Here is a 26,718-nt window from a genome sequence, read left to right on the forward strand (position 1 = left end):
CCTACCGCGGTCGCCGGCCAGTTGCAGGCGCTGCCCTCAGCGCTTTGGGTTGATTGCGGTGACCGAAAGCAGCTGCTCGGACATTTGGCTACGGGCCCGTAAACCTGCATTGGAGGATTGCACTTTTTCATCTTGAATAAGGCGGACAAACACCATGGCTTGCGCGCCTTTTCTGGCCCACCCGACATACCAGCCATAGGCTTGATCTGCTTGGTATTTGTTGTCCTGCCCCGGTGATCCGGTGCCTGTTTTTCCGTAGACACGCCAACCATTCAGATCTTCCTGCCGGGTGATCTCTTAGGTCATCTAATACGCACCAGCGCTCACGGGGAGTTGGCGATTGACCAGCTTTCTCAGGAATGCAGCTTGCTCGATGGGTGAAATCTGGAGCGACGATATGACCCAGACACCCTGGTTTCCAGGATGTTGCACCTGGACAGCTGAGGTGTCTTTGTTTCCATAGTCGAAGGAGGCCACATAAGACTTGAAGCGAGTCTGGCCGAGTTGCTTCACCACCTGTTGGGAGTACCAGAAAACGGATTTTTGCATCCAGCCAGCTGGATCAATATCTCTCTTCCATGCATCTCCTGCCCAGTCAGGGTAGCCATCTCGATAGGGCCATGCTGGGCGGTGACTGCTTTGGAGCACTCCAGAGTCAAACCCCATCAAGCTGATGGCGACTTTGAACGTGGACGCAGGCGTGATGCGCTGTGCGCAACTGGCGCCACTGTGGACAACGGTATCGCCGGTTGCCGCGTCCACAACCAGGGTGCACAACTCTCCTGCGTGTGAGATGGGCGCTGAAAACAACACGAATGCAGCGATGAGGCAGGCTGAGGCTTTGAGCATTTTGACGCTTGAGCTGAAAGCTGTAGTTTCGCCCGAGACACCACTGCCCACGTGAAGCGCCCAGGAGTAAACGCTATAGGTCGCAAGCGCCTGTTCGCCGCATACCTGAAACCCGTCATTGGGCCGTCAACCGCATCGACGCCCAGATGACCAATAGGGAGCCGTGAGGATGCATTGCTGCTTCGAGCAGCGGGACAAGCTGGTGGCTGACTCCCCGCCAGTAATGCACCTCTCGCCCTAGCCACGGATATCCAGGCTCATCAGGCGCACCACCAGTTTTTCCACTTCCAGCAGCACCAGCAGCAGCACGCCCAGCCCGATGGACAGCAGACCTGCGGTCATGTCGACAGGGCGGCTGTCGAACAGCGCCTGCATGGGCGGGGTGTAGGTGAACAGCAGCTGTGCCAGGATGACCCCGCCCACGCCCAGCAGCACGGCCGGGGTGCCCAGCACGCCGCGCAGGCTGAGCGACGTGCCCTGGATGTAGCGCACGCTGAACAGGTAGAAGATTTCCATGATCACCAGGGCATTGACGACGATGGTGCGTGCCAGCTCGACCGAGTCGCCACGCTGCAGCGACCATTCGAACATGCCGAAGCAGCCCAGAGCGAACAGCAGCGACACCAGTGCAACGCGCCACAGCAGGTAGGGCTGCAGCAGTTGCTCGTCGGGTGAGCGGGGCTTGCGTTGCATCAGCGTGGGCTCCGGCGGCTCGAAGGCCAGTGTCAGGCCCAGGGCCACGGCCGTGACCAGGTTGACCCAGAGGATCTGCACTGGCGTCACCGGCAGCGACAAGCCCAGCAGGATGGCCGCGACGATGATGATGGCCTGGCCGCCATTGGTGGGCAGCGTCCAGGCAATGACCTTGCGCAGGTTTTCGTAGACGGTGCGCCCTTCCTTGACGGCGGCCACGATGGTGGCGAAGTTGTCGTCGGCTAGCACCATGCCTGCTGCTTCCTTGGCGGCGGCGGTGCCGGTGATGCCCATGGCCACGCCGATGTCGGCACGCTTGAGGGCCGGAGCGTCGTTGACGCCGTCGCCGGTCATGGCGATGACGCTGCGGTCTGCCTGCAGGGCCTGCACCAGGCGCAGCTTGTGTTCGGGGCTGGTGCGGGCAAAGACCGTGGAGGCCCGGGCCACGTCAATCAGCTGGTCATCGTTGAGGCCGTCCAGTTCATGGCCCGAGGTGACGCGGATGGTGTCGGCCAGGGCCAGTTCCTTGGCAATGGCGGCGGCGGTGGTGGCGTGGTCGCCGGTGATCATCTTCACGGCAATGCCGGCACTGCGGCATTCGCGCACGGCTTCCTTGGCGGTGTCGCGTGGCGGGTCGATCATGCCCAGCACACCCAGCAGGGTGAGGTCTTTCACATCGTCCATGTCCACGCTGTCTGCGCCGTGCGCCGGGGCACGGCTGGCCAGGCCCAGCACGCGGTAGCCCTGGGCGGCCAGAGCGTCGATCTGCTGCAGCCAGTAGGGCGCATCCAGCGCTTGCAGGCCTTCGGGGCCCTGCTGGTCCACGCACATGGCCAGGATCTGCTCGGGCGCGCCTTTGACAAAGACCACGGCAGGGGCGTCGGCAGGCCGGTGCAGGGTGGCCATGAAGCGGTGGACGGCATCGAACGGCACTTCATCCAGGCGGTGCCAGTCCAGGCGCAAGGCTTCCACGTCCAGGCCGGCGCGGCTGGCCAATGCCACCAGGGCGCCTTCCATGGCATCGCCTTCCACAGTCCAGGTGCCGTCGTCGGCACGCCGCACATGGGCGTCGTTGCACAGTGCTGCTCCCCGGGCGAACTGCAACAGCGCAGGGTGGGCTGTGGGGTCCACCTGCTGGCCCGCCAGGCTGAAGCGGCCCTGGGGCGCGTAGCCTTCACCTTTTATGTCGAAGCTGGCGCCGGGCAGTACCACGGCGCGCACGCTCATTTCGTTGCGGGTGAGGGTGCCGGTCTTGTCGGAGCAGATGACCGAGACTGCACCCAGCGTTTCCACCGCCGGCAGATTGCGCACGATGGCGTAGCGCGCGGCCATGCGTTGCACGCCAAGGGCCAGTGCAATGGTCATGACCACCGGCAGGCCTTCGGGGATGGCCGATACCGCAATGCCCACGACGGCGATGAATGCATCGGCCAGGTCGTAATGGCGCACCCACAGCGCAAAGCAGAACATCAACGCGGACAGGCTCAGCACCGTGATGGTGAGCTGGCGTGAAAAGCGGTCCATCAATCGTGTCAGTGGGGTGGTCAGGGCCTCTACCGTGCTGAGCATGGTGCTGATGCGGCCCAGCTCGGTGCGCGGGCCGGTGGCCACCACCACGCCCAGGCCTTGCCCGGCGGCGACCAGGGTGCCCGAGTAGGCCATGGAGAAACGGTCGCCCAAGGCAGCATCGGCGGCCACAGGGTCGACCGATTTGTCGACCGCGACCGATTCACCGGTGAGCATGGCTTCATCCAGCTTCAGGCTGCTGGCGCGCAGCAGGCGCACATCGGCAGGGACGCGGTCGCCGGCCTCCAGCAGCACGCAGTCGCCCGTCACCAGCTCTTCGGCAGGCACGGAGGTGCGCAGGCCATCGCGCAGCACATTGGCGCGGCTGGAGACCATGGCTTTCACCGCGTCCAGCGCTTTTTCCGCACGACCTTCCTGGACAAAGCCGAAGATGGCATTGATCAGCACGACTGCCAGGATGACCCAGGTATCGACCCAGTGCTGCAGCAGCGCCGTGACCACGGCCGAGCCCAGCAGCACATAGATCAGCAGATTGTTGAACTGCGACAGAAAGCGGACCAGCATGCTGCGTGACGCGGCAGCGGGCAGGGCATTGGGCCCCTGCTGCTGCAAACGCTCATCGGCCTGGCCGGAGTCCAGCCCAGCGGCGGTCGTGTGCAATTGGGTGAGAACGGCATCGGTCGGCAACGCGTGCCAATCGGCAACGCGGGTCTGTTCACGCATCTGAGACTCCCTGACGATTCAACTGAAACTGAAACGTGTGTGAGCCGGATCTGTGCCCGGTTAGCTGGCTTCCGTGGAGAACGCTAAGGTAAATGATAGGCACTCAGCAGGCTTTGTCATTGAGCAGGGGCAGAGCGGCGGCCAGCTGCATGACTGCAATGGGGCGGCCCGATGGCGTTTTTTTGCCTCCGGAACCGCAGTGGCATTGCCGCCATGCATTCTTTGGCCCGATGTTGGCTGCCTGGTGTAGACGGTCGCCTGTTTCGACTTTGGCGGGCAGGCGTTCGCTCCGCATTTTCACGATGAATTTGTCATCCGCGTCAATACCCAAGGGTACGAGCGAATCCGGCTGGACCGCACATTGCCGGACGCGGGGGCGCGCGGGGTGGTGCCTGGCCAGGAGCAGTGTTCCTATGTCATCAGCGCATGCTGGCAGTTACTGAGCCTGTATTTTTGGCGGGCTTCCTGGCGGTTCCGTGCTGTGGTGCTTTGACTGCGGGGGACTGATGACCCAGAGCTGCCGCTTGATGGGGCCGCACACTTGTAGCATTCATGGGCGGCCGTTTACTTTGAGAGGAGAGCATGGAGATGGAGCAGCGCAAACTGGGAGACAACGGAAAGCTCTCTTCAGCCATAGGCCTATGGCTGCATGGGAATGAGCGAGTTCTATGGAGAAAGCAACGACGCAGATTCGCTTCGAGTCCTGGCGCGAGCACTGGAGGCAGGCGTCACCCACTTCGACACCGCAGACACCTACGGCTTTGGCCGCAACGAACTGCTCCTTGGTCAGTTTGTTGCTCACCTTGGCAAAGCACAGCGCGACCAAATAGTCCTTGCATCCAAATTCGGTATTGTTCGCTCTGAAGGGAAGTATGAGCGCCACATCGACAACTCGCCTGCCTACATTCGGCAGGCCTGTGAAGCGTCGCTGAAGCGGCTCGGCGTCGAAAGAATCGACTTGTACTAGTGCCATCGGCGAGACCGCTCTGTTCCAATCGAGGAAGTCGTGTCCTCCATGGCCGCTCTTGTCGCAGCAGGAAGGGTTGCTGCAATCGGCCTGTCAGAAGTTTCCCCGCAAACGCTCAGGCGGGCCCATGCCATCCACCCCATTGCAGCAATTCAGAGTGAATACTCTCTCTGGAACAGAGAGCCTGAGCACTCGATGCGTGACACTTGCGCCGAGTGAGGAACGACCTTTGTTGCCTATAGGCCGCTTGGCCGCTCTTTTCTCGCCGGACCAGTCAATGTTGACGCACTGGCGTCCGATAATTTCAGGCGTTCCAACCCGAAATTCAACGGTGATGCCGGCTTGCAGAAGCAGCAACTCGTGAGCGAGCTGACGGAGCTTTCTTCACGCTATGGGCTGAAAAACTCCCAAGTTGCCTTGGCGTGGATTTTGAACAAGCATCAGAACGTCATTCCAATTCCTGGTACGCGACGAGTGAGCTATCTACAGAGTAATGTCAGCGCTTCCAGCGTGACACTCACCTCAAAGCAAATTCAAGAACTCGATGAGATGTTCGCACCAAGGCGTGTGGCTGGCGAACGTTACCCTGAGGCGGGTTTCACCGGAATCGAAAGCGAGCGACGGATGACGGCCATGCAAAGCGAGTGGGCATGAGCCTATCTCCTTGCCGCACCATGAATTGCACCGATGTGTTGATGGAGTCTCTGGCTAGTTTGATGAGCGCATCCGGCGCGAGACTGGGGCATCTGCTGCAATGACGCACAGCATGGGTGTGGTGCACCTGCATGAGGAGGCACATCCTGTGCACAGCTGCGCTGTGCCTTGTACGGCGTGATGAGGGCGTACTTTCTCGAACTGTGCTTGTCAAAGTACGCGGCGGCCTTTCTCAGCTGTCACGCTCCGGTCGTGCGGTGCAGCTGTGTTTCAGGCGCCGCGGCGCTTTCGTTTTAGACACCAGCGCCTGCTGCCCGGCCTTCGATGCCGACATGTGCGGCTTCGATCGGTACGCGGGGCAGGGCCGGCTATCGAGACAACTGCAAGAGCTTGGAAGATTGGCTGGAATCCTCTGTTGACAGCGTGAACCGGCTCACAGCATCGGACAAGTGGTGGGCCTGTTCATTGAGCACGCCCGAGGCTGCCGTGGACTGCTCGACCAGGGCGGCGTTTTGCTGGGTGGATCGATCCATTTCTGCCACGGCCTGGTTGATCTGATCAATGCCCGTGCTCTGCTCTGCCATGGAGCCGTGGATCTCATTGATGATGCGGGCCACCCGCTGGATGCTGTCCACGATCTCGCCCATGGTGGCGCCCGAGGCGCGCACCCGCTCCGTGCCTGTGCGTACGCTGGCTCCTGAGGCGTCAATCAGTGCCTTGATCTCCTTCGCGGCGGTGGCACTGCGGTGGGCGAGGGAGCGAACCTCGCTGGCGACCACGGCAAAGCCGCGGCCCTGCTCGCCTGCACGGGCGGCCTCGACTGCGGCGTTGAGTGCAAGGATATTGGTCTGGAAGGCAATGGCATCGATCACGTTGATGATTTCGCCAATGCGGGTCGAGGACTGGGCGATCTCATCCATGGTGGCGACCGCACTGCTCACGGTGGTGCCACCACGGTTGGCCGATTCGCTGGCTGCATCGGCCAAGCGCGTTGCCTGCGCAGCGGCATCGGCCGACTGGCGCACATGGACCGTGAGCTGGGACAGGGCTGCCGAGGTTTCCTGCAGGCTGCTGGCCGAGTCCTCGGTGCGGGTGGACAAGTCCACGTTGCCGGCCTTGATCTCGTCCGTGGCGGTGGTCATGGAGTCCACGCGATTGCGCACGTCCTGCAACACGACACCGATCTGCTGCACAAAGCTGTTGAAGGCCACGGCAATCTGTGCCACCTCGTCCTTGCCGATCACGGGCAGGCGCTGGGTAAGGTCTCCGCCGCCCGAGCCGATTCTGTGCATGGCGTCGCGCACCTGAGACAGGCGGCGGAAGGATGTCGCAGTGAGCGCGGCAGCCACCGCTGCGGCCACCAGAGCCAGGATCACGATGGCGGCGATCAGCGTCTGCAGCAGGCTGGACAGACCGGCCGTGGCTTCCGCCTCGTCCAGGGCAACCACCAGCAGCCAGTCGGTTCCGGCCACGGTTTGGGCCTTGAGCAACTGGGGGCGGCCGCCCAGGTTCAATCGCATGGGAGTCTGGGCACCGGCCAGCGCAGCCAGCGCCGCAGGCGTCAGCTCGGTAGAGAGCGAGGTGGCTGGCTTGAGCGCGTACTCGGCGTCTGCATGCGCCAAGATCAGGCCTTCGGTATTGACCACCCAGCCGCTGCTGTTGGGCGTGGGGTGGATGGCTGCCACTACGGCGCGCACGCCGTCCAGGGGCACGGCACCGCTGAGCACACCACGCACACCGGCGGCCTGCAAAGGGGCGACAAAGGCCACATAGGGTATGCCGGTGCTGGAGTCGCCGTAAGGCTTGGTCACCGTGAGCTTGCCGGCTTGCACGGCCGCCTTGTACCAGGGGCGAGCCGTAGGGTCGTAGCCAGCGGCGGTCTGCGTGGTGGACTTAAAAGTCTTGTCTTCCCAGCCCACCGTGGTGATGGGGAAACCACTAGCCTGGCCCATATGGGCTGCCAGGTCGCGCGGGTCACCGTGTTCAATGGCGGCTGCGGCTGCCGTCACGGCTTGCGCCTTGGCGGCCACCCACTGGTCGACGGCCATGGTATTGCCAGCCGTGATGGCATTGAGGTCCTGCGCCAGCGTCTGGAAGCTGCTGGTGCGGGCGATGGTGTAGCTGGCAGCACCGGTGATCGCCAGTGCGCCGACCACGGTGGCCGTGCTGATGGCCAGGATTTTTGAACGAAGGGTATGGAACATACGGAATCCGAGGCACTCAACAGGTGGTGAAACAAGATGCACAACAACCCTTGTTCTCGGAAGCGCATGAGAAAACTTGAGAGTGAGATGAAACATTGAGTTCTTTTCATCTTTCTAGCGGCGCTTATCGCGGTGAATGTGAAAACGGCGCGTTGGTGCGCAGTGCCATGCGGTTGCGTACCGCCGATCCATTGCGGCCTGGCGGGCTTTGTCAGTGTTGCGTTTGCTGTCCACCACGATGCGCATCTGCACGTTGTGTTGCCGGGTATAGGCCATTTCTGAATACTGGCCTGGGCGCAGGTGAGGGTGCTGAGCGCCCGTTGCCGCGCCGTCTCCCCCGGGCGAGATCCTTCTGCACGCGGGGAGTAGCATTGGAGGCTATGGGTAGTCCCAGCAGGGCTGCCAGGGCGATGGCTGGGATGGGGCCCGGTGCATGTTGGTGTGCCTCTGCGCCGCACCTGTGGTTATTGCCCGGTGATCCAGGCGGCAAGGCGCAGAACGCATAAACCGGAGGCAGGCCACCATGGCGGTGGCACGGTGCTACTTGTGCATGACCGCGGCCATTTCTTTTTGCTTGAGCTTCATCGCCATGGCGCTCAGAAAGACCCTGGACAGCAGGCTGCACACCAGGGCGGCGATCGTGACAGTCACAACATGAACTGTGGCGCTGCGACGCTCTTGTTGGCGTAGCGCTGTTTGCGTTGGCGCGTGCTGCCGGTGAGCGTGTGGACCGAGTATGGGTGGCGCGGGTTGATGCCGATGGTGGGAGGGTGCGGGGCAATGAGAAAAGCCCCAGCTACTTGCGCAGCTGGGGCTTTGGGGTCAATGTGGCGGAGCAGGCGGGATTCGAACCCGCGGTGGGCTATTAACCCACACACGCTTTCCAGGCGTGCGACTTAAACCACTCATCCACCGCTCCACATTGATAACCGGCGTTGTTTCCCTGGAGGGAAACAAAAAACCAAGCTCTACTGGCAGCTTGGTTTTGAAAATTCATTTGGCGGAGCAGGCGGGATTCGAACCCGCGGTGGGCTATTAACCCACACACGCTTTCCAGGCGTGCGACTTAAACCACTCATCCACCGCTCCGTGTGATGAAGCTGCAATTCTAGCCTGAAATTCCGCCGCTCCCGGCGAAGTGCCTGTTTTTTTGTGCAGGCACGCGGGAGCGGGGTCGCAAATCAGACGTTCTTGCCGACCTGCACCATCTTCATGGCGGAGGTGATCAGGCCCGAGACTTCGGTCATGTTGCTGGGCACCACCAGGGTGGTGTTGGAGTCCGCTGCCACCTGGCTGTAGGCTTCCACGGCCTTTTCTGCCACCTTCAACTGCACGGCCTGTTCGCCGCCCGGCTGGCGGATTGCAGTGGCCACACGTTCAATGGCGGTGGCAGTGGCTTCGGCCACGGCCTTGATGGATTCGGCTTCACCCTGGGCCTTGTTGATGACGGCCTGCTTTTCACCTTCGGAGCGTGCAATGAAGGCTTCGCGTTCGCCGGTGGCGATGTTGATCTGTTCCTGGCGGCGGCCTTCGGAGGCAGCGATCAGCGCGCGCTTTTCGCGTTCGGCGGTGATCTGGGCCTGCATGGAGCGCAGGATTTCAGCGGGCGGCGTCAGATCCTTGATCTCGTAGCGCAGCACCTTCACGCCCCAGTTCAGCGCAGCCTCGTCGATGGCGGACACCACTTGGGCGTTGATCATGTCGCGTTCTTCAAAGGTCTTGTCCAGTTCCAGCTTGCCGATCACGCTGCGCAGCGAGGTCTGTGCCAGCTGGGTTACGGCCATGATGTAGTTGGACGAGCCATAGCTGGCACGCATGGGGTCGGTCACCTGGAAGTACAGGATGCCGTCGACTTGCAACTGGGTGTTGTCGCGCGTGATACAGACCTGGCTGGGCACATCCAGCGGGATTTCCTTGAGGCTGTGCTTGTAAGCCACGCGGTCGACAAAGGGCACCAGAAAGTTCAGCCCGGGCGTGAGGGTGCCGGCGTACTTGCCCAGGCGCTCCTTGACCCAGGCGTGCTGCTGGGGGACGACCTTGACGGATTGCGCCACAAAGATGATGGCGATGACGAACAGGACGATGGCAATTTCCATGGATGCTCCTTCAGCATGAAAGGGGAGTTGCAAAAAAGTGGGCTGCCCGCGCTGCAGCAGCGCTGGATGGGCAGCCAATAGGGATCAGGATATCGAGTGCAAGAGGTCTGTAAGCGGCAAGCCTGGATCAGGCCTTGTCCACCACCAGGCGGTTGCCTTGCAGCTCGACCACGCGGTATTGGCCGGGTGCCGGCATGGAGCCGGCGCGCAGAACGGCTGTCCATTGTGCGCCGCGGTAGGCGACACGGGCCGTGCCATCGGCTTCCCATTGGTTGACGGTGACGGTTTCACCTATGTCCAGGCTCATGGCCGGATCGGCCGAAGCCGGCAGGCCAGAGCTGCGGACGCGGCGGATGCGGCGCGCCACCAGCACGCACAGCACGCCCACCACGGCGGCCACCACGATTTGCAGTGGCATGCCCAGACCCAGGTGGGCCGATACCGCGCCGGCTGCCAGGCCCAGGCAGATCATCAGCAGATAAATGGTGCCCGTCAGCAGTTCGGCCACTACGGCCATGCCCGCCAGAATCCACCACCAGGTGCTTGCCTCCATTGTCTGCAGTCCTTTCGGCGCCGTCGTGCGGCGCAGTATGTTGGTAACAAAACCCCGTTTTGCCATGAATTGCGGGCAAACCGCAGGGAATGCCCTCGATATTACTTACACTTCGCGCCTGTTTCGTTATTTATGAGGCCCGGTTGCACGGGGCTGCGCATGAAATTTCGTTTTCCCATCGTCATCATCGACGAGGACTATCGTTCCGAGAACACCTCGGGTCTGGGTATCCGCGCCCTGGCGCATGCGATCGAGGAAGAGGGCTTCGAGGTGCTGGGCGTTACCAGCTACGGCGACCTGAGCCAGTTCGCGCAGCAGCAAAGCCGGGCCAGCGCCTTCATTCTGTCGATCGACGATGAAGAGTTCACGCTGGGCAGCGACAAGGACCCCATCATTCACAGCCTGCGCAACTTCATTGGTGAAGTGCGCCGCAAGAATGAAGAGGTGCCGATCTACATCTACGGCGAGACCAAGACCAGCCGCCACCTGCCCAACGACATCCTGCGCGAGCTGCACGGCTTCATCCACATGTTCGAGGACACCCCCGAATTCGTGGCCAAGCACATCATCCGCGAAGCCAAGAGCTACCTGGAAAGCGTGCAGCCCCCGTTCTTCAAGGCACTGCTGGACTATGCCGAAGACGGTTCGTACAGCTGGCACTGCCCCGGTCACTCGGGTGGCGTGGCGTTCCTCAAGAGCCCCGTGGGCCAGATGTACCACCAGTTCTACGGTGAGAACATGCTGCGCGCCGACGTCTGCAATGCCGTGGAAGAACTGGGTCAGCTGCTGGACCACAACGGCGCCATCGGCGAGTCCGAACGCAATGCCGCGCGCATCTTCAATGCTGATCATTGCTACTTCGTGACCAACGGCACGTCGACTTCCAACAAGATCGTCTGGCACCACACCGTGGCCCCCGGCGATGTGGTGGTGGTGGACCGCAACTGCCACAAGTCCATCCTGCACTCCATCATCATGACGGGTGCGATTCCGGTGTTCCTGAAGCCCACGCGCAACCACTTCGGCATCATTGGGCCGATCCCGCAGAGCGAGTTCAGCGTGGAGTCGATTCAGGCCAAGATTGCGGCCAACCCGCTGCTCAAGGGCGTGGATGCCAAGGCCGTCAAGCCGCGCGTGTTGACCTTGACGCAGTCCACCTACGACGGCGTGCTGTACAACACCGAAACCATCAAGGGCATGCTGGACGGCTATGTGGCCAACCTGCATTTCGACGAAGCCTGGCTGCCCCACGCCGCCTTCCACCCTTTCTATGGCAGCTACCACGCCATGGGCAAGAAGCGTGCGCGTCCCAAGCATTCCGTGGTGTATGCCACCCAGTCCATCCACAAGCTGCTGGCCGGTATCAGCCAGGCATCGCATGTGCTGGTGCAGGACAGCCAGACCGAAAAGCTGGACCACCCGCTGTTCAACGAGGCGTACCTGATGCACACCTCGACCAGCCCGCAGTACAGCATCATCGCCAGCTGCGACGTGGCGGCAGCCATGATGGAGCCGCCCGGAGGCACTGCGCTGGTGGAAGAGTCCATCCTGGAAGCGCTGGACTTCCGCCGTGCCATGCGCAAGGTGGACGACGAGTTCGGTGACGACGACTGGTGGTTCGAAGTCTGGGGCCCCGAAGCCCTGGCCGAAGAAGGCGTGGGCTCGGCCCAGGACTGGATCATCCGTGGCCCCGATGCCTCGCGCAAGCACAAGGCCAAGGGCAAGAGTGGCAAGGAATTCGACAACTGGCACGGCTTTGGCGACCTGGCTGACGGCTTCAACATGCTGGACCCGATCAAGTCCACCATCGTCACGCCGGGCCTGGATCTGGATGGCGACTTTGCCGACACCGGCATTCCCGCGTCCATCGTCACCAAGTACCTGGCCGAGCACGGCGTGGTGGTGGAAAAGACCGGCCTGTATTCCTTCTTCATCATGTTCACCATCGGCATCACCAAGGGCCGCTGGAACACCATGCTGACTGCGCTGCAGCAGTTCAAGGACGATTACGACCGCAACCAGCCGCTGGCGCGCATCCTGCCCGAGTTCGTGCAGCAGCACCGCCGCTACGAGCGCATGGGTCTGAAGGATCTGTGCCAGCACGTGCACGAGCTGTACGCCAAGTACGACATCGCCCGCCTGACGACGGAGATGTACCTGTCCGATCTGAAGCCGGCAATGAAGCCTTCGGATGCCTACGCCCACATTGCCCAGCGTAAGACCGAGCGTGTGGAGATCGATCACCTGGTGGGCCGCACCACTGTGGGTCTGGTCACGCCGTACCCACCCGGCATTCCGCTGTTGATTCCCGGAGAAGTCTTCAACAAGAAGATCGTGGATTACCTGGTGTTCGCCCGCGAATTTGCCAAGGAATGCCCGGGCTTCGAGACCGATATCCACGGTCTGGTGGAACTGGAAGACGAGAACGGCAACATCCGCTACTACGCCGACTGCGTGGCAGAACCGGTGGCCAAGCCGGCAGCCGCGCCGCGCAGCCGCACCGCCAGTGCCAAACCGGCGGCCAAGCCTGCCGTGAAGGCGGCTGCGGTCAAGAAGGTGGCAGTCAAGCCTGCCGCCAAGAAGCCTGCAGCAGCGGCGAAGAAGCCCGCTGTGAAGACCGTCAAGGCAACGAAGGCATGAGCTTCAGGTGCCGTGCCCAGGGGATGCCCTGACAGGCCGGTAGCTGCTATCGCCAAGCCCGCTCCGCAAGGTGCGGGCTTTTTTCATGTGCGGGTCATGGCCCAGCGGTTGTGGCGCCCGACTGCTGCGCGAGGTTGGCGCTCGCGCAGTGCCAGGCCGCGCGCAATGATTGCTCCCATGCGGGCACCGAAAGCACCCGCATTTCAGGCCCGTGTAAAGCGGCGCACGGCCGAGAAATACCAGGCGTCGGGCAGGCAGCGCAGCAGGCGCATCCAGCGCGTGAAGCGGCGCGGAAAATTCATCTCGAAGCGCCCCTGTGCCCAGCCGTGCAGCATGTGCCGGGCAGCCTCGTCGGCACTAATCAGGGCCGGCATGCTGAAGCGGTTCTGCGCCGTCAGCGGCGTATCGACAAAGCCGGGGTTGATGATGGATACGCCCAGTCCCAGGTCGTGCAGATCCAGATAAAGGTTCTCTGCCAGATTGTTGAGCGCCGCCTTGGTCGGGCCGTAGGCCAGGGACATGGGCAGCCCGCGGTAGCCGGCCACCGATCCGACCAGGGCCAGATGGCCCTGTCCTGCGGCCAGCAGCATGGGCAGCACGGCATCGAGCAGGTGTAGCGCCCCGCCATAGTTCACGGCGAGGTGGCGCTGCATCTCGGGCAGATCGAAGGCCGTGGCGCGCTGGGGCAGGTAGTGGCCTGCGCAGTAGAGCACCAGATCGGGCGCCTTGCCCGCATGGACCTGCACGGCCTGGGCGGCTGCGGCCACGGCTGGGGCATCGGTCACGTCCAGCGGCAGGGCCAGGCAGCCCGGATGGCCCTGCACGAAGTCCTGAAGCGCATCGCCCTGCCGCGCAGAGACGATCACGCCTGCTCCCTGTTGGTACAGTGCTTCGGCCGTGGCCCGGCCTATGCCCGAAGAGGCTCCCAGAATCCATGCAGTGCGGCCCTGCCAGTCGCGCAGCGGCGGGTTCAGACGGTGGGAGAACAGTGGCATGGCAGTCACTCCTTTGTGATGGCCAGCGTCACATCACCCAGGTGCAGGCCGAACTTGCTCATGGCGGTCCGGTTGAGCAGGGTGCGCCCGTCCATCAGGTACATCCAGTCGTCCATGCGGACGTTCCAGACCCGACCGTCCACGGGCAAGGCCAGCACATAGCTCCAGCGGATAGCATTGCCTGCACTCTGGCCCTGTGCCTCGCCCACCACGTCGTCGGCCCGGCCGCTGTAGCGTCCGTTGCCCAGGTGGCGGAGATGCCAGGTTCGCTGCTGCGTGCTGCCATCGCTGTAGACGAAGTGTTCTTCCAGCGTGCCTTCGTCGCCATTCCACCGGCCTGTCATGCGCACGGTGAAGCGCTTGACCACCTTGTCCGAGCGGTCCGTGAACATGCCATGCGCTGTCAGCGGTCCGTTGAAGTACTGGCGCAGATCCAACTGCGGTTGCTCATTGGCGTAGTCCTGTACCGAGGGTCCGGCACAGCCTGCCACAGACAGTGCCAATGCTGCCCCCAGGCAGATGCGCCGCAGTGGCGAAAACGAAATGGAGTGGGAGATGTGGCTCATGTGTGCCTCCAGGAAGAATGCAGTTGCTCGGCGCGCCAGAGCAGCGCCGCCGCTGCCAGCTTGAGCAGGCAGGGCAGCCCGCCATAGGCCCAGGCCAGTGCCTGCAGGCCGTCCGGATCGGTGCCGCCGCTGCGGTAGCCCGCCAGTGACAGCAGCGGCAAAGCCAGGCCTGCCGCCAGGGCGAGGTTGAGTTTGGTGGCGCAGGTCCACCAGCCCAGGTAGCGGCCTTCACCCCGACCGCCTTCACCGGAGTTGTGGATCACGCCCGTGAGCAGGGCGCCTGGCAAGGCCAGGTCCGCTCCCAGGGCCAACCCGCTGGCCAGGCAGATCGCTGCGAAGGCCATGCCATCGCCAGCGCCCAGCCAGGGCGTGCAACCGAAGGCCAGCACGCTGGCCAACATGCCCGCGCGCCAGCTGGGCGCCAGACCCCAGCGGGAAACGGCCTTCACCCACAGCGGCAGGCCCATGGCCGCCGCGCCGAAAAAGCACAACAGCAGTACCGGCTGCAATGCGGGTGACTGCAACCTGTCGGCCACGAAAAAGGGCAGCAAGGTGGCGGGGATGGCGGCGGCTACCCCGTTGAGCATGAAGATGGCCAACAGCCTGCGAAAGCCGGCATCCGCCCACGGTGAAGCGGCAGGGCCGTCGGCGGGCTGTTGCTGCGCCACCGGCGCCTGCAGCCGGTACAGCCCGGTCAGGCCCAGCACCAGGCCCAGGGCCAGCACGGCAGTGGTCGCATCCAGTCCCAGCCAGGAAGGCAGCACACTGGCCAGCAGCACGCCCACCAGGGTGGCTCCCTCACGCCAGGCGGTGACGCGTGCACGCCATGCGGGGGCTCCGCCCCAGCGGGTGCCCCACGCCTGGTGGAGGATGGTGAGGAAGCTATAAGCCAGCGTGCACACCAGCAGGCTGCAGGCCAGCCATCCCAGCAGCCCCACCTGCGTTTGCGCACCGAACGGCGGATGCCAGAGGGCCCCGAAGCCCAGCACCATCAGCAGGCCTGCCAGCGCGGCCGCAGCTGCGGCGCTGGCTGTGCCCTGGCGCAGCAGCCGGTCGGCCTGGCGGCCGATGGCGGGGTCCACGAGGGCATCCAATGCGCGCGTGGCCAGCAGCACGGCGCCCAGGCCGGCCAGCGGTGCACCTGCGACGCTGGCGTAGTGGTAGGGCAGGTTCACATACAGCGGCAGGGACACGAAGGCCAGCGGCGCCGCCAGGCCGCCATAGGCCAGCCCTGTACGCCAGGGCAGTTGGGGGGCGGTGGCGGGGTGCGAATCCATGGCCTGGTTCTGTGGTGCTTAGCCCAGGCCCAGCAGGGCGGTGCGCATGGCGGGCGCCGAGGTCTGCGGTGCCAGCCAGATACCGAAGAACAGGCGTGCGTACTCGGCATCGCGTATCTGCGCAGTCGGGCGGCTGTTGTGGAAGAAGCGCACCTCGCCCTGGCCGCTGTTCAGGCCCAGCAGCCGGTCCCGGGGCTGAACGTCGGGGAATGCCTGCTGCATCAGCTCCAGCCATTGCCGGGACTGCGCTTCGGTGAAGCTGCCCACCCGGCGCATCTCGGCAATGGAGCGCTCGGCAATGGCCGCGCCTTCCAGCTTGCGGTCATAGACCAGTTCCAGCGCAAACGGGTGGCGGGCGTAGTCCTCGGGCAGGAACCCGGGGGCCGCCCACAGCCGTGCTTCGTAGACACGCAGGCCGAAGAAGCGCAGCACCCCGGTACCCACCAGGCGGCTGGCAGGCTGGGCACTGCGCAGTTCGGTCGGCAGGTCTGCAGCGTGGGCTGCCGCCGGGGTCATGGCATGGAGGGCTTTGGACATGGCGATCAGAGAGGGGGCAAGCGCACAGGCAGCGCCCCAGGCCAGGGCCTGGCGGCGGCGCGCGCGGGGTTGTAAGGGCGGGAGGGGCTTCATGGCAGGGGCCTGCGCAGCGTGAACTGGACGACATCGGTGTTGCCTGTGTCGAAGGCCGCCTCGCAGTAGGCGAGGTAGAAGGTCCAGATGCGTATGAATCGCTCGTCAAAACCCTGGGCGCGCACGGCCTCGAGCTGGGCCGCGAAGGACTGGTGCCAGCGCCGCAGCGTTTCTGCATAGTCGCGGCCGAAGGCCATGCGGCCTTCCACCACCAGGCCTGCGCGCCGCGCCTCCTGCTCGAATGCGGAAATGCTGGGCAGCAGGCCGCCCGGGAAGATGTATTGCTGGATGAAGTCGGTCGAGCGCAGATAGCGTGCGAACAGGTCCTCGCGCAGCGTGATGGTCTGTATGCAGGCCAGACCGCCGGGTTTGAGGCAGGCGCGCAGTGTCTCGAAATAGCCGCGCCAGTACGCGTGGCCCACAGCCTCGAACATCTCGATGGAGACGATGGCATCGAAGGGCTGGCCCGTATGCAGGGCAGGGAGGTCGCGGTAGTCCTGGTAACGCAGGTCCACGGTGTCGGCCAGGCCGGACTGCAGCATGCGCTGCTGCCCCCAGACCAGTTGCTCGCGCGACAGTGTCACGCCTGTGACCTGGGCCCCGAACTCGCTTGCCGCCGCTTCGGCCAGTCCACCCCAGCCGCAACCGATCTCCAGCAGACGCTGGCCGGGTTGCAGCTGCACCTCGTTCAGTGTGCGCCTGAGCTTGGCCTGCTGGGCACTCTGCAGATCGGCCTGGTGCAGCGCATCGCCGGTGCGCCCCTCGAACCAGGCGGCGCTGTAGCTCATGCCGGGGTCCAGCCACAGACGGTAGAAGTCATTGCCCAGGTCGTAATGGGCATGGATGTTCCGGGCACTGCCGGCCCGCGTATTGCGCTGCAACAGATGGCGCAGGCGGTAACCCAGCCGCCCCCACCAGCTGCCATAGACCAGGTTTTGCACATGGTCGCGGTTGCTCATGCACAGGCGCAGCAGCGCGGTCAGGTCGGGGCTGTCCCATTCGCCTGCTATATAGCCTTCCGCCAGCCCGATATCGCCCGACTTGAGGGTACGCTCCAGCGCCTGCCAGTTGTGCAGCACGCAATGCGCGTCGGCGGGGCCAGGGCCGGGTTGGGGGCGGGGCAGGTGCAGCAGGCGGCCGTCGGGCTGTTCCAGATCCAGCTGCCCGTGCGGCAGGCGTTCGAGCAGGTTCAGCACACGGCGTGCCCGTACAGGCATGCGGTGCGGTGCGGCGGCGGAGGGGCTCAGCAGGGGGGCGGCGGTGGTATTCATCGTGTGACAAAGCGCTTGGGCTCGGAAGGTTTGCCATGGAACGGCACACGCTTGGCCCAAAGGCGCAGCGCCTGCCAGTGGATGCGGGCGACCACGCCCAGGGTCATCAAGGGGGTGCCGAAGAAAGCGCGGCGTACGGCAGGCGCATCCAGTGGGCGCAGTACGCCGCCTACGCTGGTCTGCAGCAGCGGGCCGTGCTCGTCATGCAGGTCCACACGCGCCAGAGTGCGGTTGTCGTCGCGCTCGAAACGGAAGCGGTACTCGCCCCGCACCTCACAGAACGGCGAGACATGGAACTGCTTGTGCGCCGCCTGCTCGCGGCCCCAGGCCAGGTCGGGGCCAGCCAGCAGATAGGCATGGCGCTCGCCAAAGGTGTTGTTGACCTCGGCCAGCACGGCGGCCAGCGAGCCGTCGGCGCGGTGGGCATACCAGAAGCTCACCGGCTTGAACACATAGCCCAGCACACGCGGGAAGGTGTGCAGCCAGATTTCGCCATCGGCATCGTCAATGCCTTCGCTGTGTAGCAATTGCTCGAACCAGGCCAGCGCATCGGATCCGCCTTCGCCGTGGTCGCAGTCATGAAAGCTCAGCCAGCCGAGCCGGTTGCGCTGCAGCACGGCGTCGGGCTGGGTGCGCAGGCTGCGCATCGGCAGCAGCAGGAAGTAGCTGGGATAGCGAAAGGCATGCTCCACCGGCCGCAGGCGGCGGTGCCAGACCTGGCCAAAGCCGATGAGGGGACGTGCAGCAGTCATGCCGCCCCCTGAATGGCTGGGCTGGCAGGCAGGCCCGGCAAGGCGTTCAGCAGATGGTCGGCGGCATCCAGGCCGGAGCGCAGACCATCTTCATGGAAGCCGTAGCCACACCATGCGCCGCAGAACCATGTCCGGTGCTGGCCCTGCAGCGCGTCCACCTGCGCCTGGGCTTCGATGGCGGCCAGGTCGAAAACCGGGTGGCTGTAGGCCACGCGCGCATGGATCTGGCGGTCATCAATGGGACGCACCGGGTTCAATGACACCACCACGGGCTGTTGCCACGGCAAGGGCTGCAGGCGATTGATCAGATAGTGCAGGCAGACGCCGGCCTGGTCGCGACCCGCATCGGCTGCGCGCTCGTAGTTCCACGCGGCCCAGGCTGCTTTGCGCTGCGGCAGCACGCTGGTATCGGTGTGCAGCACGGCCTGGTTGGGCTGGTAGCGGATGGCGCCCAGCACGCTGCGTTCCTGGGGGGTGGCATCGGCACCCAACAGCTGCAAGGCCTGGTCGCTGTGGCAGGCCAGCACCACGGTATCGAAATGCTCCGTGCCATGCGCCATCTGCAGCAGTACGCCGTGCGGGACGCGGCGCAGGCCCAGCACGGGCGCATTCAGGCGAGCCGCATGCCGGCCATCGCTTTGCAGTGTGGCCACCATGCGCCGCACATACTGGCGCGAGCCACCACGCACCGTGTACCACTGCGGCCGGTTCGTGACCTGGACCAGACCGTGGTTGTGGCAAAAGCGGATCAAGGTGGCCACGGGAAAGCGCAGCATCTGGTCGGTGGGGCAGGACCAGATGCAACCCATCATGGGCAGCAGGTAGTCCTGCCTAAAGGCGGTGCCGAAGCCGTGGCGGTCGAGAAAATCCGCGATGGAGCTGTGCAGCCGGGCCTCGTCGCCTTCACGGGCGATGCGTGTGGCCAGGCGGTTGAAGCGCAGGATCTCGGCCAGCATCTTCAGAAAGCGCGGGCGCAGCAGATTGCCGCGCTGGGCGAACACGCCGTCCAGCGAGCTGCCACTCCACTCCAGGCCCGGACGGCCATTGGCCTGCGGCACCTGCACGGAAAAAGACATCTCGGCTGCCGCCGTGGGGACCTGCAGGTCTTCGAACAGACGGGACAACAGCGGATAGGTCCGGTGGTTGAAAACCAGAAAGCCGGTATCCACACCCTGGCTCACGCCATCCAGGGTCATGTCGACGGTGTTGGCATGCCCGCCGAAATGGTTGCCGGCCTCCAGCAGGGTCACGGCATGCCCGCCCGGCGCAGTGGCCAAGCGCCGGGCGGCGGCCAGACCCGCAACCCCTGAACCGATGACAGCAATGCGATGCATGAAGTGCCTTTCCTGGTGGTGCAGTGATTTTGCACCGCAAAGGATAAACTGTGAACTGATGAGTTCAAACTATAAACCAAGAAATTCAAATTTGCACTATTTAGTATTTGGTGTGGCCTTAAAGGTTTAAAATTTGCCCATGACAAGTCGTTCCTCCATCAAGCAGCAGATACAGCGCGTGCGCGAGCAGGCCATCGTGGCGGCCGTCAACCGGCTGCTGGCCACCAAGGGCTATGACGCCATGACGGTGGACGAAGTGGCGGCTGAGGCCGGCATGGCCAAGGCCAGCCTGTACAAGCTTTTCACATCCAAGGAAGAACTGGCTGGGGCCGCGATGGTCGGCGTGCTGGACCGCGCTCTGGCTTTTGTGGATGGCCTGCGTGACGAGGCGGGGCTGGCAGCCGAGGCCGGTACGCCCACGCGCCCGCTGGACCAGCTCAAGGCGGTGACACGCTGGGCCATGCAAACCCAGTTGGAGGGTGAAATGCCTTCCCTGCCGGCGCAGAATTCCAACCTCAGTGCCTCGCTGCAGTCCAATGACGCCTACATGGACCGGCTGATTGCGCTGAGCAATCGCCTCAGCATCTGGATCACCGAGGCCCAGACCAGCGGGCAGATGCAGGCTGCGCTGCCCCCGGAACTGGTGCTGTACACGCTATTCGCGCGGGCCTGCGATCCGGTGGTGGCCTTGCTCAAGGAGTCGGGCCAGTACACACATGCGCAGATCATCGACTGGGTGACAAGCACCACATTCGACGGACTGGCTGACACCAAGTGACTGGCGAGGTGGCCAGTACGGCACCTAGCCTGCAAGGGCCCAGACAGGCCGCCTTGCTGTGGTTACCGCCATCCCGCCACCTGTGCGAACCGGCTTTCAGGCGTCTACCCCTGTGTCGGGGGCAGGTGCCGGTTTCAGCCAGGCACGCATGCTTGGGGTTCAGGAGGTCATCACCACCGGACCGCCCTTGTCCAAGGCCCGCTGGTAAGCCGGGCGCGCATGCATGCGCTGGCGGTAGGCGACCAGATGGGGCCATGCAGCCTCGTTGCCGCTGCGTGCCAGCGCTGCCTCCACGGCAAAGCTCATCTGAAAGTCGGCCATCGTCACATGCTCGCCCGCAAACCAGGGGTGGCTGGCCAGGTGCTCGTTCATGAAGGCCAATGCGGTCTGGACATTGGGCGCAATCAGTTTGTGCTGTACCTTGCCGCACAGGGCGCGGGCAATCGGGCGCACGAAAAAGGGCATGGGCTGGCGGGGGATGGTGTCGAACACCAGTTTCATCACCAGCCAGTTCATCAGCGAGCCCTCGGCATAGTGCATCCAGAAGCGGCACTGTCGGTGCTCGGCCGTGCCGCGTGGCGGCTCCAGGTGGGCAAGCTCCACAGGTGCCTGGTTGCCATAGCGCTCCACCAGGTACTCGATGATCGCGCCGGATTCAGCAACAACCGTATCGCCATCGGTGATCACCGGTGATTTGCCCAGTGGGTGCACACGCTTGAGTTCGGGCGGGGCCAGGCGGGTCTGTGGATCCCGTTTGTAAAGGCGCAACTCGTAAGGCACCCCCAGCTCTTCCAGCAGCCAGAGAATGCGCTGCGAGCGCGAGGTGTCAAGGTGGTGAACGGTCAGCATCGATGGTGCTCCCAGAAGCGGAGCCTGCTGCGCGCAGCCAGCGCATCAGGCCTCCGAGCAGAGGTAGTTTCACATACAGCTCTTCAGCCGTATCCCAGTAATCGCGGTGCATGCTAACCCGGCCTTGGGCATCCAAGGTCAGCAACGTGGCGCCGTTGATGCATTGCGCGGTATCGGGCCGCCAGCGTCGCAGCCGAAAATGAAACTCCCATGCCAGAAAAGCCTGCTGGCCTTGCACCAGCTTTTGGGTCACCACGAAACGCGGATCCTGCAACGACACAAACATGTGCTCGAAGATGCGGGTGATGGCGGGCACCCCCGATACATCGTTGAATGGGTCCTTGAAGTGTGCATCCGCTGCGTAGCAGGCCCCCAGTTGCTGGATATTGGCCGGGGTCAGCGTTTCATACAGCTGTACCAGCCGCTGCACTGCGGCACCCATATCGGCGAGGGAATCGGGCGAATTGGCAGACATGGATCACCGCTCTCTCATTTATTAGCGCGCACATGCGAAGCCACGAGCATAGGGCAGGGACTGGCCCATCTGCAGTGGGAACGTGGAATATATGAAAGACTGCTGGTGACCGTTCAGCGGTTGTCACAGGTCGCCGAGAAAACCAACAGCCAGCGAGACCAAGACGTTCTTCTTTTCATGTGCGCATCCGTTGTCGATATAGTGACGGGGCGTGCATCACGCGGAGACTGAAACAGGGCTGTTTGGGTCTCTTGTACTTTTTGGATTGCTGATCCCGTCTATCGCTGTCGGCGTGCGCCGGCTCCATGACACAGGGCGCAGTGGCTGGTGGACGCTCATATGGGTGATACCGCTCATCGGGACCATCGCCTGGCTTGTTTTCACGCTGCAAGACAGTACCCCTGGCGCCAATGAATATGGCCCGAACCTCAAAGAAATTCCCATCTAACGATCCACATCTGCAGGCCAGCGGCCTCTGCGCTACCAATGCGTAGAGGGTCTGCTGGGCCTGGTCGTTCCACCCTATCGCCACAGACAGTCCATATCGCCAAGCCCCCTTCGCAAGCTAGCGGGCTTTTTTATGTGTGCTTGTGTGGGCGGGCTTTCCAAGATTTTTCCAGACCACGTGAGACCGCCGGCACCAGACAGTACCTGCGGTATGCTCCGGTCTGCACCGCTTCAGGCATGTCCAAACCCGCCATCGCCAGCTTGCTGACCGTTTTTGCCATGGCCCTGGGCTACTGGCTGGGTGAGCACCATTTTTCGGCCCTGCCTGTGTGGCAGCTGTTGCCGGTGTTCGCGCTTGCTGCTGCGTCGTTTTATCTGCTGCGGGGGGCTGGCGTTCGCACTTGTGCCTTGGTTGCAGGCTGCTGTCTGGCGGCAACGGTCTTTGCCTGGCTCATCGGCAGCCGTTCCGCCGCAGCCGCATTCAATCAGTGCGTGGCGGATGGAGAGGGCATACGGGTTGAGCTGGCGGCATACCGGCAGCAGCATGGCCACTATCCCTCGCATCTGAAGCAGCTGGGTTCGAACCTGCCTTGCCAGCTTTTCTCTCCGCCACAGTTTTTGCAATACAGCGCCCATGCAAACAGCTATGTGTTGTCGTTCTCGGACGCTTTCGTCGTACACCGGGCGACCGATACACAAGCCTTTTTTTCATCCAAGTAAGCAGCACCTGCCTCAACTTGCATGCAGGTGAATGGACCGTGTTCGTCGCAGCACTTGGCGTTGAGCCGCGGTCCATCGACCGGCGCAATCCGGCGAGCATGTGATGCATCGGCCAGGAAAGGCACTTCGGCCTAGCACGTCACACGGCCGGCGGCTCGCTCAGCGCTGCTTCGAACAGTGCCAGTTCTTCATCCAGCGTACCGCGTTGCCGGAACCGCCGGCCGGCACGCTCGTACCAGTTTTCGGCATCTTCCAGATCCCCTTCCTGCCAATGCAGCAGGCCATGGAGCCAGGCGGCATGCAGGCCTTCGTACTGTTGCACACGGTCGTGCGCCGCATTCCATTGGCCGGCACGCAGGAGCGCCAACAGGTCGCGCAGCTCGGTGGTGGTGTTGCGCATGCACGGCCTTATCAGGGCAGCATGGCCTGTTGCACCAGGTGGCTGTCCACATACTGTTCCATGCGGATGATTTTCCCGTTCTGCAGGTGGTACAGGTGGGCGAAGGTCGCCGTCATGGCCTTGCCCGTCTTGCGGTAGGTACCGGCGTAGGCGCCAAAGGCTGCCACCCGGTTTCCGTCCGCCAAGTAGGTGTGGACCTTGGCGGTATAGCCTTCCCATTCGGTGCCCAGGCGCTGGAACACGCCCGCCACAATCTGCTCGGCGCCCACATAGGTGCCGGCATACGGAAAGCCTGCGGCCTCGGTCCATGTGGCATCGGGGGCCAGCACGGCCAGCAGGTGCCTGCCGTTTTCTTCCGATGTGCCTTCGTAGGTCGCGCGGATGATGTCCAGGTTGGTGGTCATGGTGGTCCTCTGATTGAACGGAAAAAACTACGCCGCCTCCAGTTGCTGGACGAAGGCTTGCGGGTCGGCAAACGCGGAGCCTGTATGCAACAGCGCACGTTGACTTTCGGTCTCCAGAATGAAGGTGGGTACACCGCGGGCACCGGATGCGTGCAATAGGCGCTGGGCTTGGTTCATCCGTGCCCGGTTGGTGTCCAGCAGCTCCGTATCCGGGGTCTGCAGCCGCAGTGCCTCTCGCGCCAGCCCCAGGGTCTCCAGTATCGACACCAGTGTGTCGGTCTGCGTGATGTCCCTGCCGTCCAGGTAGCGGGCCTGCTGCAAGGCTTTGAGTGCGTCCAGCTCTTTTCCTGGGGCGGTCAGCGCCACGGCGGATAGCGCCAGGGTGGCGGGGGCGCTGTCGAAGCGCTGCTGGCGGTTACCCAGCACCTCCGCGCGGTAGCGCTCGGTAAAGCGCTGGCCGGTCAGGCGTTCGATGCGCTGGTCGTTGCTCCAGGCATAGGCCGCAAAGTCATCGTCCATCTTTCGGGCACCTTCCCCTGCAAACAGGCCGCTGGGCAGAAGGTTCAGGTGCACTGCTGTGCTGTCGGCAACCGCTGCCAGTGCAGCGCTGGCACCGTAGCACCAGCCACACAGCGGGTCGAACAGGTAGTGCAAGGTCTTTTCCATGGAGGGGTCCTGTGAATGCAATGCCCCAATGGTAGAAACTGTGGATTGAAAGATAAATAGAAGTAAATGAATTGGTTTGTATGTCAAAAGCAAACAATCATGGGCCGTCATGACATTGCTGCCCAGATGCTGGGGCCTGGGACACACCCAGTGGCTGCGTGACCTGCGGGCAGGCTGCGGGCGTTGGTGAACGTCCGCTTAGCGTCTCGACGAGGGCAGGGCGTATGGCGGCCGTGCATTTAAGAGGCAGGTGCTGTTTGCCTGGGGTGGAGATGCGCCACAAGCCGGCCTCGGGGGAAAAGCAACGGTGACAAGGCTTTGTTTATTGCGCTGGAGCAGGGCGCGGATCACTCCGTCTGCACATCATCCCTGGGCAGGTAGTCGCCGGACCGGAACGCGCTGGCCCGCTTGACCAAGCTGTTTATCTCGGCGGCGGCGTGCACGGTCACCGGATGCGTGGTGAAACCCGGTCTGGGAGAAATGTGGCCGGCCATCTCGCGGGCCAGTTCCAGCTGGCGCTCGGATGACTGGGCCAGCAGCGCGATGACGATGTTCTCCAGCGCGATGACGCGCACCCGCAGCTGTACCAGCTCTGCGTCACGCAGGGGCGGGTTGATGTCGGTCATCTTGTCGTCCGATGCGGTTTGACCTTCAGGGGAACGGAATCTAGAGTTTGGCTGGTTGTCAGGCATGGCGCACTCTTGTCTTGCGTTGGATGGTCGTCTGCCCAGTTTGACCCGGGGCGCATCGCTTGTGCAATGGATGCCCTGCAAGATCCGTCGGCCTTTGCGCGAAGGCTGGTGCGGCCCGGCCTACACCCCCTGCGCGAAACCCCCAATGGAGCCGCCCCATGGTGTTGCTGCAAAACATTCAAGAACCGTCCCATCCGGCCCCCAAGGGCTTTGCCCTGTTTGCCCTTGGTTTTCGGCCCTTCTATCTGCTGGCCAGCATTTTTGCCGCCTTGTCAGTCCCATTGTGGGCGCTGCAGTTCGCCGGTCTGCTGCCGCAGCCTTATCTGAGCGGTGTGGTGTGGCACGCCCACGAAATGCTGTTCGGCTTCACCTTGGCGGTGATCGTTGGCTTTCTGCTGACTGCCGGCCGCAACTGGACCAATATGCCAACGCCCACCGGCTGGGCGTTGTGCGCCCTGGCCGCCCTGTGGGTGCTTGCGCGCATTCTGGTACTGACGCCGTATGCGCAGGCCGCCGCGGTGGCCAATATTGCATTTCCTTTGGCTGCCGCCGCCGGGCTTGCGGTGCCATTCATCAAGGCGCGCAACCGGCGCAACTACTTCTTTGTGGCGCTGCTGGTGCTGCTGGCTGCCGTGGCGGCGCTTATACATCTCACGGCTCTGGGCGTCCTGGCCATGCCGCCGTGGGTGGGACTGCAGCTTACTCTGGATATCGTGTTGTTCATCATCGTCGTCATGGGCGGGCGCGTCATACCGATGTTCACCAACAACGGGGTGCCAGGCGCATCGGCGGCCAAAAAGCCTTGGGTTGAAAAGCTGGCCCTCGGCGCCGTGCTGGCGCTGCTGCTTGCCGACGCGATGGGCCTGCAGGGCTGGCCCGTGGCGGTGGTTGCGGTAGTGGCCGGTATCGCGCACCTGTGCCGGTGGCTGCTGTGGGAGCCGTGGAAGACCTTGCGTACGCCGCTGGTCTGGGTGTTGCACCTGGCGTATGTGTGGGTGCCTATCCATTTGCTGTTGCGCATGTGCAGCGAGTTCGGGTGGGTGGCTGCGTCGCTGTCCGTCCACGCGCTGACGGTGGGGGCTGTAGGGGGGCTGGTGATCGGCATGATGACCCGTACCGCCAAGGGCCATACCGGGCAACCGCTGCACGCGGACCGTTGTGACACGGCGGCGTACGCGCTGGTCCTTCTGGCTGCGGTGCTGCGCGTGGCACTGCCGCTGCTGGTCCCAGGGCAGACGCTGCATGCCATTCTGGTTTCGGCGGCGTTGTGGTCTGCAGGTTTCGGTCTGTACGCATTGCGCTACGCGCCGCTGCTCGTGCGGCCGCGCATTGACGGACGCCCCGGGTAAAAGAGGGAAGGGATCCGGATCTGACAGAGACTCCGGCGTCCCGGATGCATGCGTTGCATCCTGCCGCCGTGGCCTGGAGGGGCATCAGGCTGCCACCGGCCAGTAATTCACAGCGGTTGCAGGCCGGCTTTCCACGTGCACCGACGCCTTGTGTCTGCGCACCATCCCCTGATGGCGCAGGGACGCACAAGGCCGCACTGGCCTGCC

At 63.5% G+C, this 26,718-nt stretch carries 23 protein-coding genes, 2 tRNA genes and 2 pseudogenes; 6 read left to right on the plus strand and 21 right to left on the minus strand.

What is annotated here, in order from left to right:
* Positions 1-36: 36 nt before the first annotated feature.
* The 3 genes and pseudogenes from blaOXA to B3349_RS19765 all read right to left on the minus strand — a co-directional run bounded on the left by blaOXA (position 37) and on the right by B3349_RS19765 (position 4,123).
* Positions 37-849 (minus strand): annotated as a pseudogene (blaOXA, locus tag B3349_RS19755) (class D beta-lactamase).
* Positions 850-1,086: 237 nt separating this feature from the next.
* Positions 1,087-3,792 (minus strand): cation-translocating P-type ATPase, encoded by a 2,706-nt coding sequence (locus tag B3349_RS19760; RefSeq protein WP_291591345.1) that lies wholly within the window; start codon positions 3,790-3,792, stop codon positions 1,087-1,089.
* A 103-nt stretch (positions 3,793-3,895) separates the two neighbouring features.
* Entirely contained in the window at positions 3,896-4,123 is a 228-nt protein-coding gene (locus B3349_RS19765) for a hypothetical protein (protein WP_291591347.1), read from the minus strand.
* A 324-nt stretch (positions 4,124-4,447) separates the two neighbouring features.
* Here B3349_RS19765 and B3349_RS19770 point away from each other — a divergent pair.
* Positions 4,448-5,413: pseudogene (locus tag B3349_RS19770) on the plus strand (aldo/keto reductase).
* Between the two features lie 368 nt (positions 5,414-5,781).
* Here the strand turns inward: B3349_RS19770 and B3349_RS19775 are convergent.
* From B3349_RS19775 to B3349_RS19795, 5 genes are all read right to left on the minus strand, one after another.
* Positions 5,782-7,617 (minus strand): methyl-accepting chemotaxis protein, encoded by a 1,836-nt coding sequence (locus B3349_RS19775; protein WP_291591348.1) that lies wholly within the window; start codon positions 7,615-7,617, stop codon positions 5,782-5,784.
* A gap of 828 nt (positions 7,618-8,445) precedes the next feature.
* Positions 8,446-8,536: transfer RNA gene (locus B3349_RS19780), tRNA-Ser, on the minus strand.
* Between the two features lie 79 nt (positions 8,537-8,615).
* Positions 8,616-8,706: transfer RNA gene (locus tag B3349_RS19785), tRNA-Ser, on the minus strand.
* Positions 8,707-8,798: 92 nt separating this feature from the next.
* Entirely contained in the window at positions 8,799-9,713 is a 915-nt protein-coding gene (locus B3349_RS19790) for an SPFH domain-containing protein (RefSeq protein ID WP_291591349.1), read from the minus strand.
* Between the two features lie 127 nt (positions 9,714-9,840).
* Positions 9,841-10,266 carry an NfeD family protein gene (locus B3349_RS19795; protein WP_291591351.1) on the minus strand — a complete coding sequence of 142 codons (426 nt, stop codon included), beginning with the start codon at positions 10,264-10,266 and terminating at the stop codon, positions 9,841-9,843.
* A 159-nt stretch (positions 10,267-10,425) separates the two neighbouring features.
* Between B3349_RS19795 and B3349_RS19800 the strand changes: the two genes are divergently transcribed.
* Positions 10,426-12,906 carry an arginine/lysine/ornithine decarboxylase gene (locus tag B3349_RS19800; RefSeq protein WP_291591352.1) on the plus strand — a complete coding sequence of 827 codons (2,481 nt, stop codon included), beginning with the start codon at positions 10,426-10,428 and terminating at the stop codon, positions 12,904-12,906.
* 203 nt (positions 12,907-13,109) lie between these two features.
* On the opposite strand, the gene B3349_RS19805 is transcribed toward B3349_RS19800, so the two are convergent.
* From B3349_RS19805 to B3349_RS19835, 7 genes are read right to left on the minus strand one after another with little or no spacing between them, the layout of a single operon-like run.
* A complete protein-coding gene (locus B3349_RS19805) occupies positions 13,110-13,901 on the minus strand; it encodes an SDR family NAD(P)-dependent oxidoreductase (protein WP_291591354.1) in 792 nt (263 codons plus the stop codon).
* A gap of 5 nt (positions 13,902-13,906) precedes the next feature.
* Positions 13,907-14,467, minus strand: coding sequence for a DUF3833 domain-containing protein (locus B3349_RS19810; RefSeq protein ID WP_291591355.1), 561 nt, complete (start codon positions 14,465-14,467; stop codon positions 13,907-13,909).
* Positions 14,464-15,744: an MFS transporter gene (locus B3349_RS19815; protein ID WP_291591357.1), complete on the minus strand. Its 1,281-nt coding sequence runs from the start codon at positions 15,742-15,744 to the stop codon at positions 14,464-14,466. The genes B3349_RS19810 and B3349_RS19815 overlap by 4 nt, the downstream gene beginning before the upstream one ends.
* A gap of 18 nt (positions 15,745-15,762) precedes the next feature.
* Positions 15,763-16,374, minus strand: a complete 612-nt coding sequence (locus tag B3349_RS19820; RefSeq protein ID WP_291591358.1) for a chalcone isomerase family protein — start codon at positions 16,372-16,374, stop codon at positions 15,763-15,765.
* Positions 16,371-17,645, minus strand: a complete 1,275-nt coding sequence (locus tag B3349_RS19825) for an SAM-dependent methyltransferase (protein WP_291591359.1) — start codon at positions 17,643-17,645, stop codon at positions 16,371-16,373. Before B3349_RS19825 ends, B3349_RS19820 begins: the two co-directional genes overlap by 4 nt.
* Positions 17,642-18,397, minus strand: coding sequence for a DUF1365 domain-containing protein (locus B3349_RS19830; RefSeq protein ID WP_291591360.1), 756 nt, complete (start codon positions 18,395-18,397; stop codon positions 17,642-17,644). The genes B3349_RS19825 and B3349_RS19830 overlap by 4 nt, the downstream gene beginning before the upstream one ends.
* On the minus strand, positions 18,394-19,731 hold the full coding sequence (locus tag B3349_RS19835) for an NAD(P)/FAD-dependent oxidoreductase (protein WP_291591362.1): 1,338 nt from the start codon (positions 19,729-19,731) through the stop codon (positions 18,394-18,396). Before B3349_RS19835 ends, B3349_RS19830 begins: the two co-directional genes overlap by 4 nt.
* A gap of 139 nt (positions 19,732-19,870) precedes the next feature.
* Here B3349_RS19835 and B3349_RS19840 point away from each other — a divergent pair, with 139 nt between their 5' ends.
* Entirely contained in the window at positions 19,871-20,509 is a 639-nt protein-coding gene (locus B3349_RS19840) for a TetR/AcrR family transcriptional regulator (protein ID WP_291591364.1), read from the plus strand.
* Between the two features lie 159 nt (positions 20,510-20,668).
* On the opposite strand, the gene B3349_RS19845 is transcribed toward B3349_RS19840, so the two are convergent.
* Together B3349_RS19845 and B3349_RS19850 are read right to left on the minus strand one after the other, a co-directional pair.
* The gene (locus B3349_RS19845) at positions 20,669-21,358 is read right to left on the minus strand and encodes a glutathione S-transferase family protein (RefSeq protein ID WP_291591367.1); all 690 of its coding nucleotides are present in this window, start codon (positions 21,356-21,358) and stop codon (positions 20,669-20,671) included.
* Positions 21,336-21,833 carry a nuclear transport factor 2 family protein gene (locus B3349_RS19850; RefSeq protein WP_291591368.1) on the minus strand — a complete coding sequence of 166 codons (498 nt, stop codon included), beginning with the start codon at positions 21,831-21,833 and terminating at the stop codon, positions 21,336-21,338. Before B3349_RS19850 ends, B3349_RS19845 begins: the two co-directional genes overlap by 23 nt.
* Before the next feature lie 211 nt (positions 21,834-22,044).
* Here B3349_RS19850 and B3349_RS19855 point away from each other — a divergent pair, with 211 nt between their 5' ends.
* Together B3349_RS19855 and B3349_RS19860 are read left to right on the plus strand one after the other, a co-directional pair.
* The gene (locus B3349_RS19855; protein ID WP_291591369.1) at positions 22,045-22,281 is read left to right on the plus strand and encodes a DUF805 domain-containing protein; all 237 of its coding nucleotides are present in this window, start codon (positions 22,045-22,047) and stop codon (positions 22,279-22,281) included.
* A gap of 236 nt (positions 22,282-22,517) precedes the next feature.
* Positions 22,518-23,000 carry a hypothetical protein gene (locus B3349_RS19860; protein WP_291591370.1) on the plus strand — a complete coding sequence of 161 codons (483 nt, stop codon included), beginning with the start codon at positions 22,518-22,520 and terminating at the stop codon, positions 22,998-23,000.
* 139 nt (positions 23,001-23,139) lie between these two features.
* Here the strand turns inward: B3349_RS19860 and B3349_RS19865 are convergent, their stop codons facing one another.
* The 4 genes from B3349_RS19865 to B3349_RS19880 form a co-directional block, all read right to left on the minus strand.
* Positions 23,140-23,400 (minus strand): hypothetical protein, encoded by a 261-nt coding sequence (locus B3349_RS19865; protein ID WP_291591371.1) that lies wholly within the window; start codon positions 23,398-23,400, stop codon positions 23,140-23,142.
* Positions 23,401-23,411: 11 nt separating this feature from the next.
* Complete coding sequence (locus B3349_RS19870) at positions 23,412-23,804, minus strand: nuclear transport factor 2 family protein (protein WP_291591372.1); 393 nt, start codon at positions 23,802-23,804, stop codon at positions 23,412-23,414.
* Between the two features lie 27 nt (positions 23,805-23,831).
* Positions 23,832-24,470 (minus strand): DsbA family protein, encoded by a 639-nt coding sequence (locus tag B3349_RS19875; RefSeq protein WP_291591373.1) that lies wholly within the window; start codon positions 24,468-24,470, stop codon positions 23,832-23,834.
* A gap of 347 nt (positions 24,471-24,817) precedes the next feature.
* Complete coding sequence (locus B3349_RS19880; protein ID WP_291591375.1) at positions 24,818-25,096, minus strand: hypothetical protein; 279 nt, start codon at positions 25,094-25,096, stop codon at positions 24,818-24,820.
* Between the two features lie 224 nt (positions 25,097-25,320).
* Between B3349_RS19880 and B3349_RS19885 the strand changes: the two genes are divergently transcribed.
* A complete protein-coding gene (locus B3349_RS19885; protein ID WP_291591376.1) occupies positions 25,321-26,511 on the plus strand; it encodes an NnrS family protein in 1,191 nt (396 codons plus the stop codon).
* The last annotated feature ends 207 nt before the right edge of the window (positions 26,512-26,718 follow it).

The sequence above is a fragment of the Comamonas sp. UBA7528 genome (assembly GCF_002479375.1).
GTDB lineage: Bacteria > Pseudomonadota > Gammaproteobacteria > Burkholderiales > Burkholderiaceae_C > Comamonas.